A 14,486-nucleotide genomic window follows, 5' to 3' on the forward strand; every position below is an offset into this window, starting at 1 on the left:
CCGGTGGGCCAGGTGGGAAAACCCTATCGTGCCCGTGCTGTCAGTGGCGATACCGGTCGGTGCGTGCCTGGTGTTGTCATTGGCTCGTCGCGTCGCGATACCCCTGGTATGAAAGGTGCCAGACACATCAACAGTGCAGGACGCTCGGTGCGGTGCGGTCGTCGATGTGCGCGATTGTGTACCGATGACGGGCTTGTCTCCGTGCTCGCCGCCAACCACACGTTGCTGCATTGGCGAGCTATGCGAACGCTCGGTGACCGCGGGTTGGCGGAACAAGCAGTACAGGAAACGTTGCTGCGCGCTTGGCGTTCGTGCGCGAAATTCGACGAGACCAGGGGTTCGGTCCGGACCTGGCTATTGGCGATCGAGCGCAATATTCTCCACGATCTGATCCGGGCCAGCGTCGCGCGACCGGGGGATTCCGGCTGGGATGAGATCGGCGAACTCGCCGACCCCCGCCACGCCCACCCCGATTTTTCCGATGGTCTGGTCGACGGTTTGCTGGTGACCCAGCTACTCGAAGCGCTCCCTGTCGCACAGCAGGCGGCTGTGCGCGAGGTGATCCTCCGAGGACGTGCCTATCAGGAGGTTGCCGATGATTTCGGTGTTCCGGTCGGTACCGTGAAGACCCGGGTTCACTACGGCTTGCAATCTTTGCGCAAACTTCCGCAGTGCGCCTGACGGAACTGTGCCGCTGATGCTGGCACACTGCAGTAGCTCCCCTTGCTGTGCTGAGACGCGTGTTGTCGAGGTCGACTGACTATCGAGTGTGGTGTCACAAGTGGGAAGGGAGGGGCGCTCCGCCTCCCGGGGTGCCGACCGCATATGAAGCCGAGCATCAGCAAAGTTGTTCTCTGTATCGTCGTCACGGTCGTAGTAGCCGGGATGCTGTCCGGAGCGTTCCCGGTTACCGCGCGGGCGGTACCGGGTGCGTTGGACGCGCCGCGCACACTCGCGGGCAAGACCGTATTCCTCGATCCGGGACATCAGGGGCCGAACCACACCGAAGACCTGTCCAGACCGGTCAGCGATGGCCGAGGTGGCACCAAGGCATGCCAGACCACCGGCATGACCACGCGCAACGGTGTGCCGGAACACACCGTGACCTGGAGTGTCGCCCAGCTGGCCAAGGTCGCGCTCGAAGGTCTCGGCGCGCATGTCGTGCTGAGCCGCCGAGACGACTCGGGCTGGGGTGGCTGTATCGACGACCGGGCGCGGGCGGCGAGCCGGTCGCATGCTGATGTCGCTGTGAGCATCCATGCCGACGGTGCGCCCGCGCAGTATCACGGTTTCCATCTGATCGTTCCGGAGCTGCCCATCCCGAATGCATCTATCGATCGAGCGCAGTCCGGATCAGGACGCGCCGCATCGAAGGCAGTGCGCGATGCGTATCGGAAAGCCGGTTTCGTCTCGGCGAACTACGGCGGTGTGGTGGACGGGCTGCAGATCCGTAGGGATATCGCCGGGCCTGCGCTGACCACGGTTCCCGTCGTTTTCCTCGAGATGGGCAATGGCGCCGACCCCGCGGACGCGGCGCTGTTGGAAACACCAGAAGGGCAGCTCCACCATGCGATCGCGCTGACAACCGGATTGGTCGGTTACCTGCTCGGCACCTCGCCGCCGGATCGGTCCACAGCGCAGACCAGCCCGCAACCGGGAACCACCTCCGGTGGCTCGGCGGTGCGGCGGAGCAGTCCGCAGGCTGACCCGGGGGCATCGCTGCTTCCTGGGACGCCACCGGGGACGGTTCCGGCCGAACCGCAGGCGCGGGATGTGCCGGTAACGCAAGAGCCGCCGAGCGCACCGGATGCGCAAGCGGAAACCGGGACACTCGCGGAGTTGCTGGAACCGCTGGCGACAATGCTCGGTGTGGACAGCGCCACTTTCACCACGGAGCTGATCGACTTCCTCTACACCCTGGCGAGCATGCTGCTCGCCCCAAGGGAATAGCAAGGATTGGTAGGAATAGCCAGGAACAGCGGCAACGCCTCGCGAACCACATACGTTCGTCACTATCGGCGCCACCTGCGAGGGCGGTATCCGGATACCGGATGGGTGGTACAGCGCAGTAGGGTGAGCGGAATGTCCGACCGGATTCCTGTTGTTCTCGTCGCGGGATTTCTCGGTGCTGGGAAGACCACAATGCTCAACCACCTGCTGCGGGACAATCGGGGAACCAGAATCGGGGTGGTTGTCAACGACTTCGGTGCGATCAACATCGACTCGATGCTGGTTGCCGGGCAGGTCGATGCCATGGTCTCACTCGGCAACGGCTGCGTATGTTGCGCGGTCGACGTCACCGAGCTCGACGAATTGTTCACTCGGCTCACCCAGCCGCGCGTCGGGATCGATGTGATCGTTGTGGAGGCCAGCGGACTGGCCGAACCGCGCAATCTCATCCGGATGGTCATCGGCAGCGACAACCCGCGCATCCGCTACGGCGGATTGATCGAAGTGGTCGATGCCGAGCAGTTCCCGGCGAGCAGTGCGCGCCATCCGGAGCTGATCACGCATGTGCGACTGGCCGATCTGGTGGTGGTGAACAAAGCCGACCGGGTAGCGTCGGAACAGCTGGCCCGGCTGCGCGCGGATATCGGCGCGTTGGTCGGCCCGGTGCCGGTGTATACGACCACGCACGGGCGGATGGATCCCGGGCTGCTGTTCGATCAGCCGGTGCGCGGAATACGTCGAGTACCAGAGCAATTGAGCTTCGATGATCTGCTCATCGAACAGGATCACGACGAAGCCGGGCACCGCCATCTGCACGATGATTACCTCAGCGTCTCGTTCCGCAGCGAACAGGCACTGGATCCGCGCAAACTGATCGGATTTCTGGAGGATCCTCCGCCAGGGCTGTTGCGGGCCAAGGGGTTCGTCGCTTTCGGTGTCGCGAACGAACACCGGAAGTTCGTCGTACATATGGTCGGCCGCCATATCGTCTTCGAACCGGGCAGCTGGTCGCGGGGGGAACACCGTGGCACCTCTGTGGTGCTCATCGGGGTCGGTCTGCACGCGGAGACCACGCTGGCCCGGTTACGCGATACCGTGCACGATGCTGCCGATCCGCTCGATCCGTCGAGCATGCTCAGCGTCTGGCGCTATACGCCGCAGTGAGCGCGGGGGTGGATGTGCCGGTGGCGATCCCTGCCGGGACAGCTCATCCGCAGGCATTCACCCATTCGGACAGACCGTCGGCGAACACTTGCCGTTTCCAGATCGGAACCTCGTGCTTGATCCGATCCACCAATTCCGCGCAGGCCGCGAAGGCCTCGGCGCGGTGAGCCGCTGACACCGCGACGACGATCGCGTAATCGCCGATGGTGAGCGCGCCGACCCGGTGCACCGCGGCCACCGGTAGGCCGTGCGCGGTGGCGAGTTCCGCGCAGACGGTGCGCAGGAAGCGTTCGGCTTGCGGATGCGCGGAGTACTCCAGGGCGGAAACCGCCTGTCCACCATCATGGTCACGGACTTTTCCGGTGAATACCACGGTCGCGCCGTAGTGCGGCCCGGTCACCGCGGCTTCGACCTCGGCCGGGTCGAGTGGCTGATCGCTGATTCGAGCGAGCTGGACCATGGTTTCAGTTGTCGCCATGATCGCTACCTCCGGCTACCTGGGTGAGTAGATGATCGAGCAGCGGTTCCAGTGCCGCGATGCCATCTTCGACGCCACCCGGTGATCCGGGCAAGTTCACGATCACCGAACGGCCCGCGAGCCCGGCCACCCCGCGGCTCAGGGCGGCAAGCGGAAATTTCGCGGTGCCGCGCTGCCTGATCACCTCGGCCACGCCGGGCAGTTCGCGATCCAGTACGGCAAGGGTTGCTTCCGGGGTCGCGTCAGTGGGGGAGGGGCCGGTCCCGCCGGTACTGATCACCAGCGCAGGCTCGAAGCGCAGGGCATCGGACAGGCCGAGCACGATTTCCGCATCCGCGTAGATCAGTGGACCTCGCACCGAGAATCCCAGTCCGGCAAGCCATTCGGCGAGGATGGGTCCGGTGGTATCGGTGCGCGTGCCCGCCGCGGCACCAGTGGAGGCGACCAACACCACGGCCGAGCGCTCGGCCCGGCCGAGTTCCGGCTCGGCCGAAGGCATGGATGCTTGTGCGGCACCGGCCGAGTGGTCTTCGCCTGCACGGTGCGCCGAGACCCGCTGTTCGGTGTCTGCCTCGCGTGTCCAGTGTCCGCGTTTGCCGCCTTCTTTGGTGAGTAATCGCACCCCGGTGAGTGTTGCCGCCGGGTCGACCGCCTTCACCATATCGTGCAGGGTGAGACCGGCGACGGCGACCGCGGTGAGCGCCTCCATTTCGACACCGGTCGGCCCCTTGGTCTTTACCGTGGCCTCGATGGTGATCGCGGTGCCGGTGAAGCCGAATTCGATCCGGACCGAGGAAAGCGCCAGCTGATGACACAGTGGGATGAGTTCAGCGGTCTTCTTCGCGCCGCCGATACCTGCGATGCGCGCGGTGGACAGTACGTCTGCCTTCGGCAGATCATCGGCGCGCACCAACCCGACCACCTCGGCTGTTGTGCGCAATTCACCTGCTGCGACCGCGATCCGGGTGGTGTCGTTTTTCGTGCTCACATCGACCATGCGGGCGCGACCTTCACGATCGACATGGGACAATTCACTCATAGTGACCACACTCGCACAGATGTGCCCACCGGCAGTGCGGTGACCTCGGCGGGCACATCGATCAGCGCATCGGCCCAGGCCATACCTGCCACCAGATGCGAGCCGGGGCCGGATACCACTTCGACAGCCTCGGGTGGCCGGTGCGCCGCAGGCGCTTCTCCCGAGCGGGCATGGAGCAGTTTGCCGCGCAGGAACTGCCGCTTCCCCGCCGGGGAATGCGATACGGCGGTGCGTAACGGAAGCTCGTAGCAGTCCACCTCGGACAGTCCGGCGAGGCGCCGCAGGATCGGGCGGGCGAATACCTCGAACGACACCATTGTGCTCACCGGGTTGCCGGGGAAACTGAGTATCGGTACCCCGGCTACCACAGTGAGGCCCTGCGGGCCGCCCGGCTGCATCGCCACCGAGCCGAACTGTCCGCCGAGCGGCTCGAGCACATGTTTGACCACTTCGAAATCGCCTTTGGACACGCCACCGGAGGTGAACACCACATCAGCGGTTCCAGTGGCGGCGGACAACAGCGCGAGAAAACGCGCCGGATCGTCGGTGCTGTGCGCGACCGAGACGACATCGACCCGGTTCGCGGTGAGCGCGGCGGCCAAAGCGATCCCGTTGGAATCGTAGATCTGCCCTGGGTGCAGGGTGTTTCCCGCGGCCACCAGTTCGTCACCGGTGGTGATGACCGCGGCGCGGACCGCGCGGAACACCGGCACCGTCGACAGGCCGACCGCGGCGAGGGCCGCGATATGCCGCGGCGCAAGGGCGGTTCCCGCACCGATGAGCAGATCACCGGCTCGGATATCGGTGCCTGGTTCGCGCACGAATTCGCCTGCCCGGTAGCGCCGGTGGATGGTCACCGCCGAGTCGGCGGCGTTGGTGTCTTCCACCGGGACCACGCAGTCCGCGCCGAGCGGGAGCGGGGCGCCGGTCATCACCTTCATCGCCGCCCCCCGCGGTAGCGGTGGGGGACTCGCGGCGCCCGCGGCGACCACACCGGCCAGCGGCAGGGTGACCGGCGTATCCGCGACCGCCTCGGCGTGCACCGCGTACCCGTCCATCGCGGAGTTCCGGAACACCGGCAGATCGATCGGCGACCGGATGTCTTCGGCCAGCTTGCTGCCGAGTGCCCGCGGTAGCGCGACGGACTCGACCGTGCGTGCGGCCAGCGGCCGTAGCAGTTGCTCGATGCTGTCCTGGTAATCGTCGACGGGCCTGGCCGAGATGCTCGCGGGCCGAGGTTTCATGCGAGTCAGCCTAGCGTCCTCTCCCCGGAACTCATTGTTTCCACCGCCACCGCATCACCCCCGAATTCGGTCCGGTGAGTTGTTGCCAGGTCGTGGCCACCGCGGAGCGTCGGCTCACTCTTCTGGCTGGGTCACGGTGAGCTTCCGGATGGGTCCGGCGGATTCACGGATTCGGAGAAGGCGGTCATAATGGGCAAGTGACTCGGGTAGAGATGGGGATTCCCGCTGTGCGTTCCGGGCGTCCTTCGCTCGAAGGTCGCCCCGACACTCCGTTCCTGCTGGATCGCTTCGGGCGCGTCGCTCGGGATCTGCGTGTCTCCATTACCGAGAAGTGCTCGCTGCGCTGCACCTATTGCATGCCGGAGGAGGGGCTGCCTGAGATTCCCAGGGACGAACTGCTCACGGCCGACGAGATCGTCAGATTGGTGCGGCTCGCGGTGCGCGAGCTCGGGGTGCGTGAAGTCCGTTTCACCGGGGGCGAGCCATTGCTCCGCCGCGATCTGGAACACATCATCGCGGGCTGTCATGCTCAGGTACCGCATATCCCGCTGGCCATGACGACCAATGGCGTCGGGCTCGCACATCGGGTCCGTGCGCTCGCCGCCGCCGGTCTGCATCGGGTGAACGTATCGCTGGACACGGTGGACCGTGCTGGTTTCGCACGGTTGACCCGGCGCGACCGCCTCGAGTCCGTGCTCGCCGGTATCCGCGCCGCCAGGGATGCCGGGCTGGCTCCGGTCAAGGTCAACGCGGTGCTGATGCGCCCAACTCTTTCCGGTGCGCCGGAGCTGTTGCGGTGGTGCCTGGACCAGGGCTGTGAGCTGCGGTTCATCGAGGAGATGCCGCTCGATGCCGATCACGAGTGGGCCCGTGACAATATGGTCACCGCCGCCGAATTGCTCGAGGTGCTCGGCGCCGGGTTCGAGCTCACCGCGGTGGGGCGGGCCGATCCGGCGGCGCCCGCGGAGCGCTGGCTGGTCGATGGAGGACCGGGCACCGTCGGCATCATCGCGACGGTGACCCGCAAGTTCTGTGACACCTGCGATCGCACCAGGCTCACCGCGGATGGCATGCTACGTTCCTGCTTGTTCAGCGATCAGGAGTTCGATCTACGCCAGGCGCTGCGCTCCGGCGCGGACGATGAAGAGCTCGCGACCCTTTGGCGTGGCGCGATGTGGAACAAGTGGGCGGGCCATGGCATCGACGCCGAAGGCTTCGTCCCCCCGGAGCGGACGATGGGAGCTATCGGTGGTTGAGATCCGCTATTTCGCCGCGATCGCCGACGCGGTCGGCAAGGCAGGTGAGACTCTCGACCTCCCGGCAGGCGCCACGGTGGCTGATCTGCGTACCGCGTTGTCGGCCGCTTACGGCCGGGACGTGGACAAGATGCTCTCGGTATGCGCCTATTTGATCGGTGACGAACTCACCCGTGACTCCGAGGTCACGCTGAGCGCCAGGGTGGATGTCCTTCCACCGTTCGCGGGCGGATGAACCGCGCGCGAACGGGTCGAGCGCGCTAGGACCGCCACCAGGTGTCCAGTGGCGTCGCCGGGACGGTGCGCTTGTGCCGGGTGCGTGAGTAGATGGTTTCGATCTCGGTGGCGACTTCCGCGGTGACCTCCCGGCCCTCCAGATAATCGTCGATCTCGGTGTAGCGCAGGCCGAGCGCCTCTTCGTCGGGTAGGGCGGGACGGTCGTCCTCCAGATCCGCGGTGGGGATCTTGGACCAGATACTGGCCGGGGCACCGAGCTCCTGCAGCAGTGCCGCGCCTTGGCGCTTGGTGAGCCCGGTGAGCGGGGTCAGGTCGACACCGCCGTCACCGTATTTGGTGAAGAAACCGGTGACCGCCTCCGCCGCGTGGTCGGTGCCGACCACCAGCAGGTTCTCCTGCCCGGCCAGCGCGTACTGCAAGACCATGCGTTCACGTGCCTTGATATTGCCGCGCACGAAGTCACGCAGCGTATCCACCTGCAATGCGGCCGCCGCCTCCGCGGCCGCCGCGTTCGCGCTGGGGCGCACGTTCACCACGACCTGGCGGTCGGGCCGGATGAAGTCCAGTGCGATCCGCGCATCGGCCTCATCTGCCTGTACCCCGTAGGGCAGCCGGACGGCGAGGAATATCGCCTCCTTTCCGGCTGCGCGCAGCTCTTCGACCGCGAGCTGGCAGAGCCTTCCGGTGAGCGCGCTGTCCTGCCCACCGCTGATACCGAGGACGAATCCCCGTGCCGGAGTGGCGTTCAGATAGTCCACGAGAAAATCGATCCGGCGCCGTACCTCGACCTTCGGCTCGATCGTCGGCTGGACGCCCAGCTCCTTGATGATCTGTTCGCGCACATTCCGCATGGCGCCGGAGTCTACTGGTGATGCCGGAGAGCGCGGTGCGGAAAACTGGCCGAGGCCACTCGCGCCGAACCGGCAGCCGTGTAAGCTCCCTCTCCGGCCCCTGAGGTCGCCCGCCTCGGGAGGTGGCGGGCTCCATACCCATCAGTTCGTTTGCTGAAAGTTAGCTGTGTCGTGGATTTGTGATCTGGGGCACTGTTCTGCCTGGGGGTGGATCGAGTGTCCTGGTACTTCTTTCGCTGAAATTTCATCGATGTGACTCGCTACATGTCGTGTTGGATGAATCTGTCCGCCACTAGGTGTAGTGTCTCCGGTACTGGAAGACAGCGAGGGGTAGAGCTCGGCGCAAGTCTGCCGACCAGAGCATTCGAGTCCGGGTCCAGGAGTTTGCGCAGCATGCCTCAGGTCGTGCGTCGCATGGGATCACCGGCTGTGGATCAGGCACTAGGAGAGAGGGACATCATGACCGTCACCGTGTACACCAAGCCTGCGTGTGTCCAATGCAACGCCACCTACAAGGCGCTCGACAAAGCCGGAGTGGACTACGAGGTCATCGATATCTCCCAGAACGACGAGGCGCGTGATTACGTCATGGCCCTCGGGTATCTACAGGCACCGGTCGTGGTGGCCGGGGAGGACCACTGGTCCGGTTTCCGGCCCGACCGCATCAAGTCGCTCGCGACCGTGGCGGCGTGACCGCTTCCGGCTCGTCCGCGGGACGAGTCCGGCCGGTCCGACGCGAGCGCCGCTGAGCGGAGGGAGCCGATCATGCCGGAGACAGCGGCGCTGGTCTACTTCTCCAGCGCCTCGGAGAACACCCATCGCTTCGTCGAGAAACTGGGTCTCCCCGCGACTCGAATACCACTGCACACCGCGGACTCCTTGCGCGCCGACCGGCCGTATGTGCTGATCGTCCCGACCTATGGGGGCGGTCGGCACGTGCTGGGTGGCACCCGCTCCGAGAAGGACTTCCTGCCACGGCAGGTCGCCAAGTTCCTCAACGACCCGGACAACCGCGACCTGCTGCGCGGTGTCATCGCGGCCGGAAATACGAACTTCGGTGAGACCTACTGCTATGCGGGCGAGCTGATCGCACGCAAATGCGCAGTGCCGTACCTGTATCGCTTCGAACTCATGGGAACTGCTGAGGACGTCGAGCGCGTCCGAGAGGGATTGGGATTGTTTTGGCAACAGCAACGACAGCACCGGCCGGAAAAACAGCTCGCTTAGAGCAAGCTCCGGTTCGCGGCGCCGAAGCGGGTGAGGCGTTGGACTACCACGCCCTCAACGCGATGCTGAACCTGTACGGTCCGAACGGCGAGATCCAGTTCGACAAGGACCGGGAGGCCGCCCATCAGTACTTCCTCCAGCATGTCAACCAGAACACCGTCTTCTTCCACAATCTGGACGAGAAGCTGGACTATCTGATCAGCGAGAACTACTACGAGCCCGAGGTACTCGAACAGTACAGCCGCGCGTTCATCAAGAAGCTGTTCAAGCAGGCATACGCCAAGAAGTTCCGGTTCCCGACCTTCCTCGGTGCATTCAAGTACTACACCTCCTACACGCTGAAGACCTTCGACGGCAAGCGCTACCTGGAGCGGTTCGAAGACCGGGTGTGTATGGTCGCGCTCACCCTCGCCGCGGGCGACGAGGTACTGGCGGCCCAGCTGGTCGACGAGATCATCGACGGCCGGTTCCAGCCGGCCACCCCGACCTTCCTGAACTCGGGCAAGAAGCAGCGCGGTGAGCCGGTGTCTTGTTTCCTCCTTCGCATGGAGGACAACATGGAGTCCATCGGGCGCTCGATCAACTCCGCGCTACAGCTGTCCAAACGCGGTGGCGGCGTCGCCTTGCTGCTCAGCAATATCCGCGAGCACGGCGCGCCGATCAAGAAGATCGAGAACCAGAGCTCGGGCGTCATCCCGATTATGAAACTGCTGGAGGACTCGTTCTCTTACGCCAACCAGCTCGGCGCGCGCCAAGGCGCGGGCGCGGTCTACCTGCACGCGCACCATCCGGACATCTACCGGTTCCTGGACACCAAACGGGAGAACGCGGACGAGAAGATCCGCATCAAGACCCTCTCGCTGGGTGTGGTGATCCCGGACATCACCTTCGAACTGGCCAAGAAGAACGAGGACATGTACCTGTTCTCGCCCTACGACGTGGAACGCATCTACGGTAAGCCGTTCGCCGATATCGACGTCACCGCGAAATACCACGAGATGGTCGACGATAAGCGCATCCGCAAATCGAAGATCAAAGCGCGGGAGTTCTTCCAGACCATCGCCGAGCTGCAGTTCGAGTCCGGCTACCCGTACATCATGTTCGAAGACACGGTGAACCGGGCCAACCCGATCGCGGGCAAGATCACGCACTCCAATCTGTGCTCGGAGATCCTGCAGGTGTCCACACCATCGGAGTACAACGCCGACCTGTCCTACGCCAAGGTAGGCAAGGACATCTCCTGCAACCTCGGCTCACTGAACATCGCGAAGACGATGGACTCACCCGACTTCGCCCAGACCATCGAGGTATCCATCCGAGCGCTGACCGCGGTATCGGACCAAACCCACATCTACTCGGTGCCGTCCATCGAACAGGGCAACAACTCCTCGCACGCCATCGGCCTCGGACAGATGAACCTGCACGGCTACCTGGCACGTGAGCGGATCCACTACGGGTCCGAAGAGGGCATCGACTTCACCAATATCTACTTCTACGCCGTTGTCTACCACGCGATCCGGGCATCCAACCGGATCGCGATCGAGCGTGGCCGCTACTTCGGCGGCTTCCCCGAATCGAAGTACGCCAGCGGCGAATACTTCGACAAGTACACCGATCAGGTGTGGGAGCCGAAGACGGATCGAGTCCGGCAACTGTTCGCCGACGCGGGTGTGCACATCCCGACTCAGGACGACTGGCGCGAGCTGAAAGCCTCGGTCATGGCACACGGTATCTACAACCAGAACTTGCAGGCAGTGCCGCCGACCGGATCGATCTCCTACATCAACCACTCCACCAGCTCCATCCACCCGGTGGCGTCGAAGATCGAAATCCGCAAGGAAGGCAAGATCGGGCGCGTCTACTACCCGGCGCCCTATATGACCAACGACAACCTCGAATACTACGAGGATGCCTACGAAATCGGTTATGAGAAGATCGTCGACACTTATGCCGCGGCCACTCAGCATGTGGACCAGGGGCTGTCGCTGACGCTGTTCTTCAAGGACTCCGCCACCACCCGCGATCTCAACCGTGCCCAGATCTACGCCTGGCGTAAGGGGATCAAGACCCTCTACTACATCCGGCTGCGTCAAATGGCTTTGGAGGGAACCGAAGTCGAGGGTTGCGTGTCCTGCATGCTGTAGCTGTGTTTTTGGCCGCGCGGGCGCGGCGGGTTCGCGGCCCTTGGAGTCTCGCGGCCGAGTGATCGAGACTTGCGCCTTCGGCGCATGCGCTTCGATCACTCGGCCGCGAGACGGCCGCGAACGGTCGCTCGTAAGACTCGCTCCGGTGGGGTGGGGTTGTGGTGTTCGGGGGATATTTGGTGATTGTGGTTTTTTCGGTTGTGGCGCGAGTGTGCTGTGCTGGGGCGGGTTTCCTCGGTTCGTGTTCGGTTGATCGGTCTCGGTTGAGTGAACGTGATACAGGCGGTTCGTATTTTTACTGTGACGGGGATTTCATGGTGCCGGAACCAGTTTCGGGCCACTCGGGTCCGGGATGAGTACCGTCTGGGGGGTAAGTTCGGAGAGGTGTTTCGTACTCAGAAATTTTTGATCGAAGGGCCAGCTTACAGCCTGTACTGGTTTGTCGTCCGCGAAGAAGAGGTATAGGCCCCCTGGCACATGATCATCATCGATGGCTAGTGGTTCGGGCCAGTTCTTCCAGCAAATCTGATTTTTGTTGGTCTGTGTTTGCTCGTAAAGCTTTTCGGAATTTGTTGGCAAGAACACGTCGAACATGCGATCCCAGTTGTCATCCCAGCCGGCTGCTCGAGTGACTTCACCGAGTGTGACTGGGGCCGAACCCTGCGCTGCCGTGCGTGCCGCCTCATCGAAATCTGTAGCAGAGCCGAGCGGTTCCTCTTTGCTTCTGAAGTTGAAAATATTTGTTTCACAGGGTTCTGCGTCCGGTTGATTTGCGAAGCAGCCGCTCAGCATTGGCACCATTGCGGCAGTGACGATGAGGGACTTGATTTTCATATCTCTTTCACCGCTTCCCGGGTAGTGGTACGCCGACTCCGGACTGGATTTTGGTTTGTCCGGGTTGAACCGCGTTGCTCCACGTAACTTGCGGAGTGGTGTGTTCGTCCGGAGCGGTGAGCACGATTGCTCTACCATTCTGAATAGCTTCAGCAATTTTGGTTTGCAGCTGCTCTGGGGTGGCGTCAGGGTTTTTCTGGGCAATTGTTCTGCCGAGTTCGTTGTTATATAGATCAATCGCTTCTCGGGAGGGTGGATTGCCGCCGGATTTTTCGTGTGCGATCGTGTAGTTTTGAGTCCACTCTTCTCCGAATTTCTGTGTCATCAATGCATTCCAGTAAGCATGGCGAAATGCGTCACCGTGGCCATCGGAGAGCATTGCTCGCTGATTTTCCTGGTCGACCCAGGAGTACTGGTCTGTGGCAGCTTGCACTGCTTGGGTCTTGATGTCGTAGAACTCTATGAGCCCGTATACGCCGTGTCGGGCGACAAGCTGTTCCAAAGCGTCGGCTTCTTCGCGAGGGAGCGAGCCGACCTCGAAATTCGGATTGAAGGCGCGCACGGCGCCGAGGAGCCAGCCGCTGGGCCACAGTACCGTCTCGTTTGTCGCGTCGGTTTGATAGTCGGTCAAGATCTTCGCGAGATCTGGATCGGCCGGTATGGCGATCAGAGCTTCACGGGCGGAGTGCGGCACCTGTTCGAGCAGGCTCTGCACGGTGGCCTCGAGGGTGAGGTCTGCTTCTTGAATAAGGTTCAGAGCACCGCGTAGTCCACCGGTGAATTCGGCTTCGGTGAGCTCTTTATGAGCGATCGCGGTACCCGGCGCCCACCAATACTTCTTCGCCCACTCCACGTTGGATTTCCGGGACATCACTTCGCCGTTGTCTTTGTAGAAGAGGTCCCATTCGGAGTTTTCGACCTCCTTGATGAGCTTACGGATCAGCTTGATCTCGCCTTCGAAGAACGCGGCGGCGCGGGCGTACGCACCTGACATCTCCTGATAGATGTCGACGGTGATCAGCGCGTTCTTGCGGTCGCCCTGAGACCGCTGACGCGCTGAATCGCCTGCTGTGCTGTCGAAGTACGGCTGCGAGTCGCCGACCGCGCGTGCTGCAAGGTCGACCTCCTCTTCGATCTCCGTGGCGATGCGAGAAAGGGCTGTGGCCGTTTCCCTGGCCGGGGTGAGATCCCAGTCCAGCACCATCGACATCAATAACGGTTTCGCTTCGGTCATCTCGGCCCCATCCGATGGAGCTCATCTGCCCGCTGCCGGTCCTGTTCTTCGTACTCCGTGGCTGCTCGGTTCAATGCATCCGCGAGCCCGGACATCCGAGCGGCATGGAACTTCAGCACCTCGTCGAGAGCTTTCATCGTCTCCTGGGCCCGGGTGATCGCGAACGATTCTGGTGCCTGCTTACGGGCCTCATCGCGGGCGGGGACCGCCACTGGTACCTTGCTCGCGATGGTTTCCGACCGCCCGCGCACCTGCTCGGCGAGTTCGCGAATTCTTATCGGATCGACTTCGAACATCGTGCTGCCTCAGATGACATACTCGTGGCCACCGGCAGGCCCATGACCTGCCTCTCCGTGCCGCCGGTTCGGCGGGGCGAACGACCAGGGCTGTCTGGTCGTCGGTTCCGAAGGCCGTAACACGCTGTTCTCCGGCTGCGGATCGTGGGGCCGAGTGTTTCCGTAGGAGCTTTCCCGCGTCGATTCCGTGAAGATACGTTCTGCTTCGGCCTCGGCATTCTGATGCGCGACCCGATGCCGATCGGCGATGAGCGCGGCCAACCGGTCCGCACCGTTTTCGAACGCATAGGGCGAAAGCCATAGGTCGGTGATGGCTCCACGGGTATCGGTCTCTATGTAGACGGTCCCGTCGGTGGACCGCGCCTGCCCTCGTACCCGTTCGGTTGCCTTGTTGATCCGCGTGATTCGTGCGGCCAGCTCTTCGGTGTCCTCGGCCATAGCCCCCTCACCCCTCATCCGTCTCTGCGAGAACAGTAGCAAGGCTGTGTTTTTGGCCGCGCGGGCGCGGCGGGTTCGCGGCCCTTGGAGTCTC

General features: G+C 63.4%; 16 protein-coding genes. 8 read left to right on the plus strand and 8 right to left on the minus strand.

Translation table 11 applies throughout. The features are described 5' to 3' along the window. Nucleotides 1–174: 174 nt before the first annotated feature. The 3 genes from ACL02S_RS10075 (at nt 175) to ACL02S_RS10085 (ending at nt 3,114) form a co-directional block, all read left to right on the plus strand. Entirely contained in the window at nt 175–681 is a 507-nt protein-coding gene (locus ACL02S_RS10075; protein ID WP_412802049.1) for a sigma-70 family RNA polymerase sigma factor, read from the plus strand. Nucleotides 682–825: 144 nt separating this feature from the next. Then, on the plus strand, nt 826–1,950 hold the full coding sequence (locus tag ACL02S_RS10080) for an N-acetylmuramoyl-L-alanine amidase (protein ID WP_412802050.1): 1,125 nt from the start codon (nt 826–828) through the stop codon (nt 1,948–1,950). Nucleotides 1,951–2,082: 132 nt separating this feature from the next. Beyond that, entirely contained in the window at nt 2,083–3,114 is a 1,032-nt protein-coding gene (locus tag ACL02S_RS10085) for a CobW family GTP-binding protein (RefSeq protein ID WP_412802051.1), read from the plus strand. Between the two features lie 43 nt (nt 3,115–3,157). Here ACL02S_RS10085 and ACL02S_RS10090 read toward each other — a convergent pair whose 3' ends face one another. Genes ACL02S_RS10090 through ACL02S_RS10100 form a run of 3 tightly spaced genes read right to left on the minus strand, consistent with a single transcriptional unit; the run spans nt 3,158 to nt 5,875 of the window. Then, nucleotides 3,158–3,592: a molybdenum cofactor biosynthesis protein MoaE gene (locus tag ACL02S_RS10090; protein ID WP_412802052.1), complete on the minus strand. Its 435-nt coding sequence runs from the start codon at nt 3,590–3,592 to the stop codon at nt 3,158–3,160. Further along, nucleotides 3,579–4,631: a bifunctional molybdenum cofactor biosynthesis protein MoaC/MoaB gene (gene moaCB / locus ACL02S_RS10095; RefSeq protein WP_412802053.1), complete on the minus strand. Its 1,053-nt coding sequence runs from the start codon at nt 4,629–4,631 to the stop codon at nt 3,579–3,581. Before moaCB ends, ACL02S_RS10090 begins: the two co-directional genes overlap by 14 nt. Continuing rightward, the gene (locus ACL02S_RS10100; protein ID WP_412802054.1) at nt 4,628–5,875 is read right to left on the minus strand and encodes a molybdopterin molybdotransferase MoeA; all 1,248 of its coding nucleotides are present in this window, start codon (nt 5,873–5,875) and stop codon (nt 4,628–4,630) included. Before ACL02S_RS10100 ends, moaCB begins: the two co-directional genes overlap by 4 nt. Before the next feature lie 197 nt (nt 5,876–6,072). On the opposite strand from ACL02S_RS10100, the gene moaA reads away from it, so the two are divergent. Continuing rightward, entirely contained in the window at nt 6,073–7,131 is a 1,059-nt protein-coding gene (moaA, locus tag ACL02S_RS10105) for a GTP 3',8-cyclase MoaA (RefSeq protein ID WP_412802055.1), read from the plus strand. Further along, nucleotides 7,124–7,366 carry a MoaD/ThiS family protein gene (locus tag ACL02S_RS10110; RefSeq protein ID WP_412802056.1) on the plus strand — a complete coding sequence of 81 codons (243 nt, stop codon included), beginning with the start codon at nt 7,124–7,126 and terminating at the stop codon, nt 7,364–7,366. Before moaA ends, ACL02S_RS10110 begins: the two co-directional genes overlap by 8 nt. Nucleotides 7,367–7,391: 25 nt before the next feature. On the opposite strand, the gene nadE is transcribed toward ACL02S_RS10110, so the two are convergent. After that, entirely contained in the window at nt 7,392–8,219 is an 828-nt protein-coding gene (nadE, locus tag ACL02S_RS10115) for an NAD(+) synthase (RefSeq protein WP_412802057.1), read from the minus strand. Between the two features lie 459 nt (nt 8,220–8,678). Here nadE and nrdH point away from each other — a divergent pair, with 459 nt between their 5' ends. From nrdH to nrdE, 3 genes are all read left to right on the plus strand, one after another. Beyond that, nucleotides 8,679–8,912, plus strand: coding sequence for a glutaredoxin-like protein NrdH (gene nrdH, locus ACL02S_RS10120; protein ID WP_412802058.1), 234 nt, complete (start codon nt 8,679–8,681; stop codon nt 8,910–8,912). Between the two features lie 72 nt (nt 8,913–8,984). Continuing rightward, a complete protein-coding gene (gene nrdI / locus ACL02S_RS10125) occupies nt 8,985–9,446 on the plus strand; it encodes a class Ib ribonucleoside-diphosphate reductase assembly flavoprotein NrdI (protein WP_412802059.1) in 462 nt (153 codons plus the stop codon). A 62-nt stretch (nt 9,447–9,508) separates the two neighbouring features. After that, the gene (gene nrdE / locus ACL02S_RS10130; protein WP_412802105.1) at nt 9,509–11,590 is read left to right on the plus strand and encodes a class 1b ribonucleoside-diphosphate reductase subunit alpha; all 2,082 of its coding nucleotides are present in this window, start codon (nt 9,509–9,511) and stop codon (nt 11,588–11,590) included. Nucleotides 11,591–11,902: 312 nt separating this feature from the next. Here nrdE and ACL02S_RS10135 read toward each other — a convergent pair whose 3' ends face one another. The 4 genes from ACL02S_RS10135 to ACL02S_RS10150 form a co-directional block, all read right to left on the minus strand. Further along, entirely contained in the window at nt 11,903–12,424 is a 522-nt protein-coding gene (locus ACL02S_RS10135; RefSeq protein WP_412802060.1) for a hypothetical protein, read from the minus strand. 7 nt (nt 12,425–12,431) lie between these two features. Further along, nucleotides 12,432–13,658, minus strand: coding sequence for a DUF6973 domain-containing protein (locus tag ACL02S_RS10140; RefSeq protein WP_412802061.1), 1,227 nt, complete (start codon nt 13,656–13,658; stop codon nt 12,432–12,434). Beyond that, on the minus strand, nt 13,655–13,954 hold the full coding sequence (locus tag ACL02S_RS10145) for a type VII secretion target (protein WP_412802062.1): 300 nt from the start codon (nt 13,952–13,954) through the stop codon (nt 13,655–13,657). The genes ACL02S_RS10140 and ACL02S_RS10145 overlap by 4 nt, the downstream gene beginning before the upstream one ends. A gap of 9 nt (nt 13,955–13,963) precedes the next feature. Continuing rightward, nucleotides 13,964–14,486, minus strand: a 523-nt coding sequence (locus ACL02S_RS10150; RefSeq protein ID WP_412802063.1) for a YbaB/EbfC family nucleoid-associated protein, incomplete at its 5' end; no start/stop codon positions are given.

The sequence above is a fragment of the Nocardia spongicola genome (assembly GCF_047200775.1).
Classification (GTDB): Bacteria; Actinomycetota; Actinomycetes; order Mycobacteriales; family Mycobacteriaceae; genus Nocardia.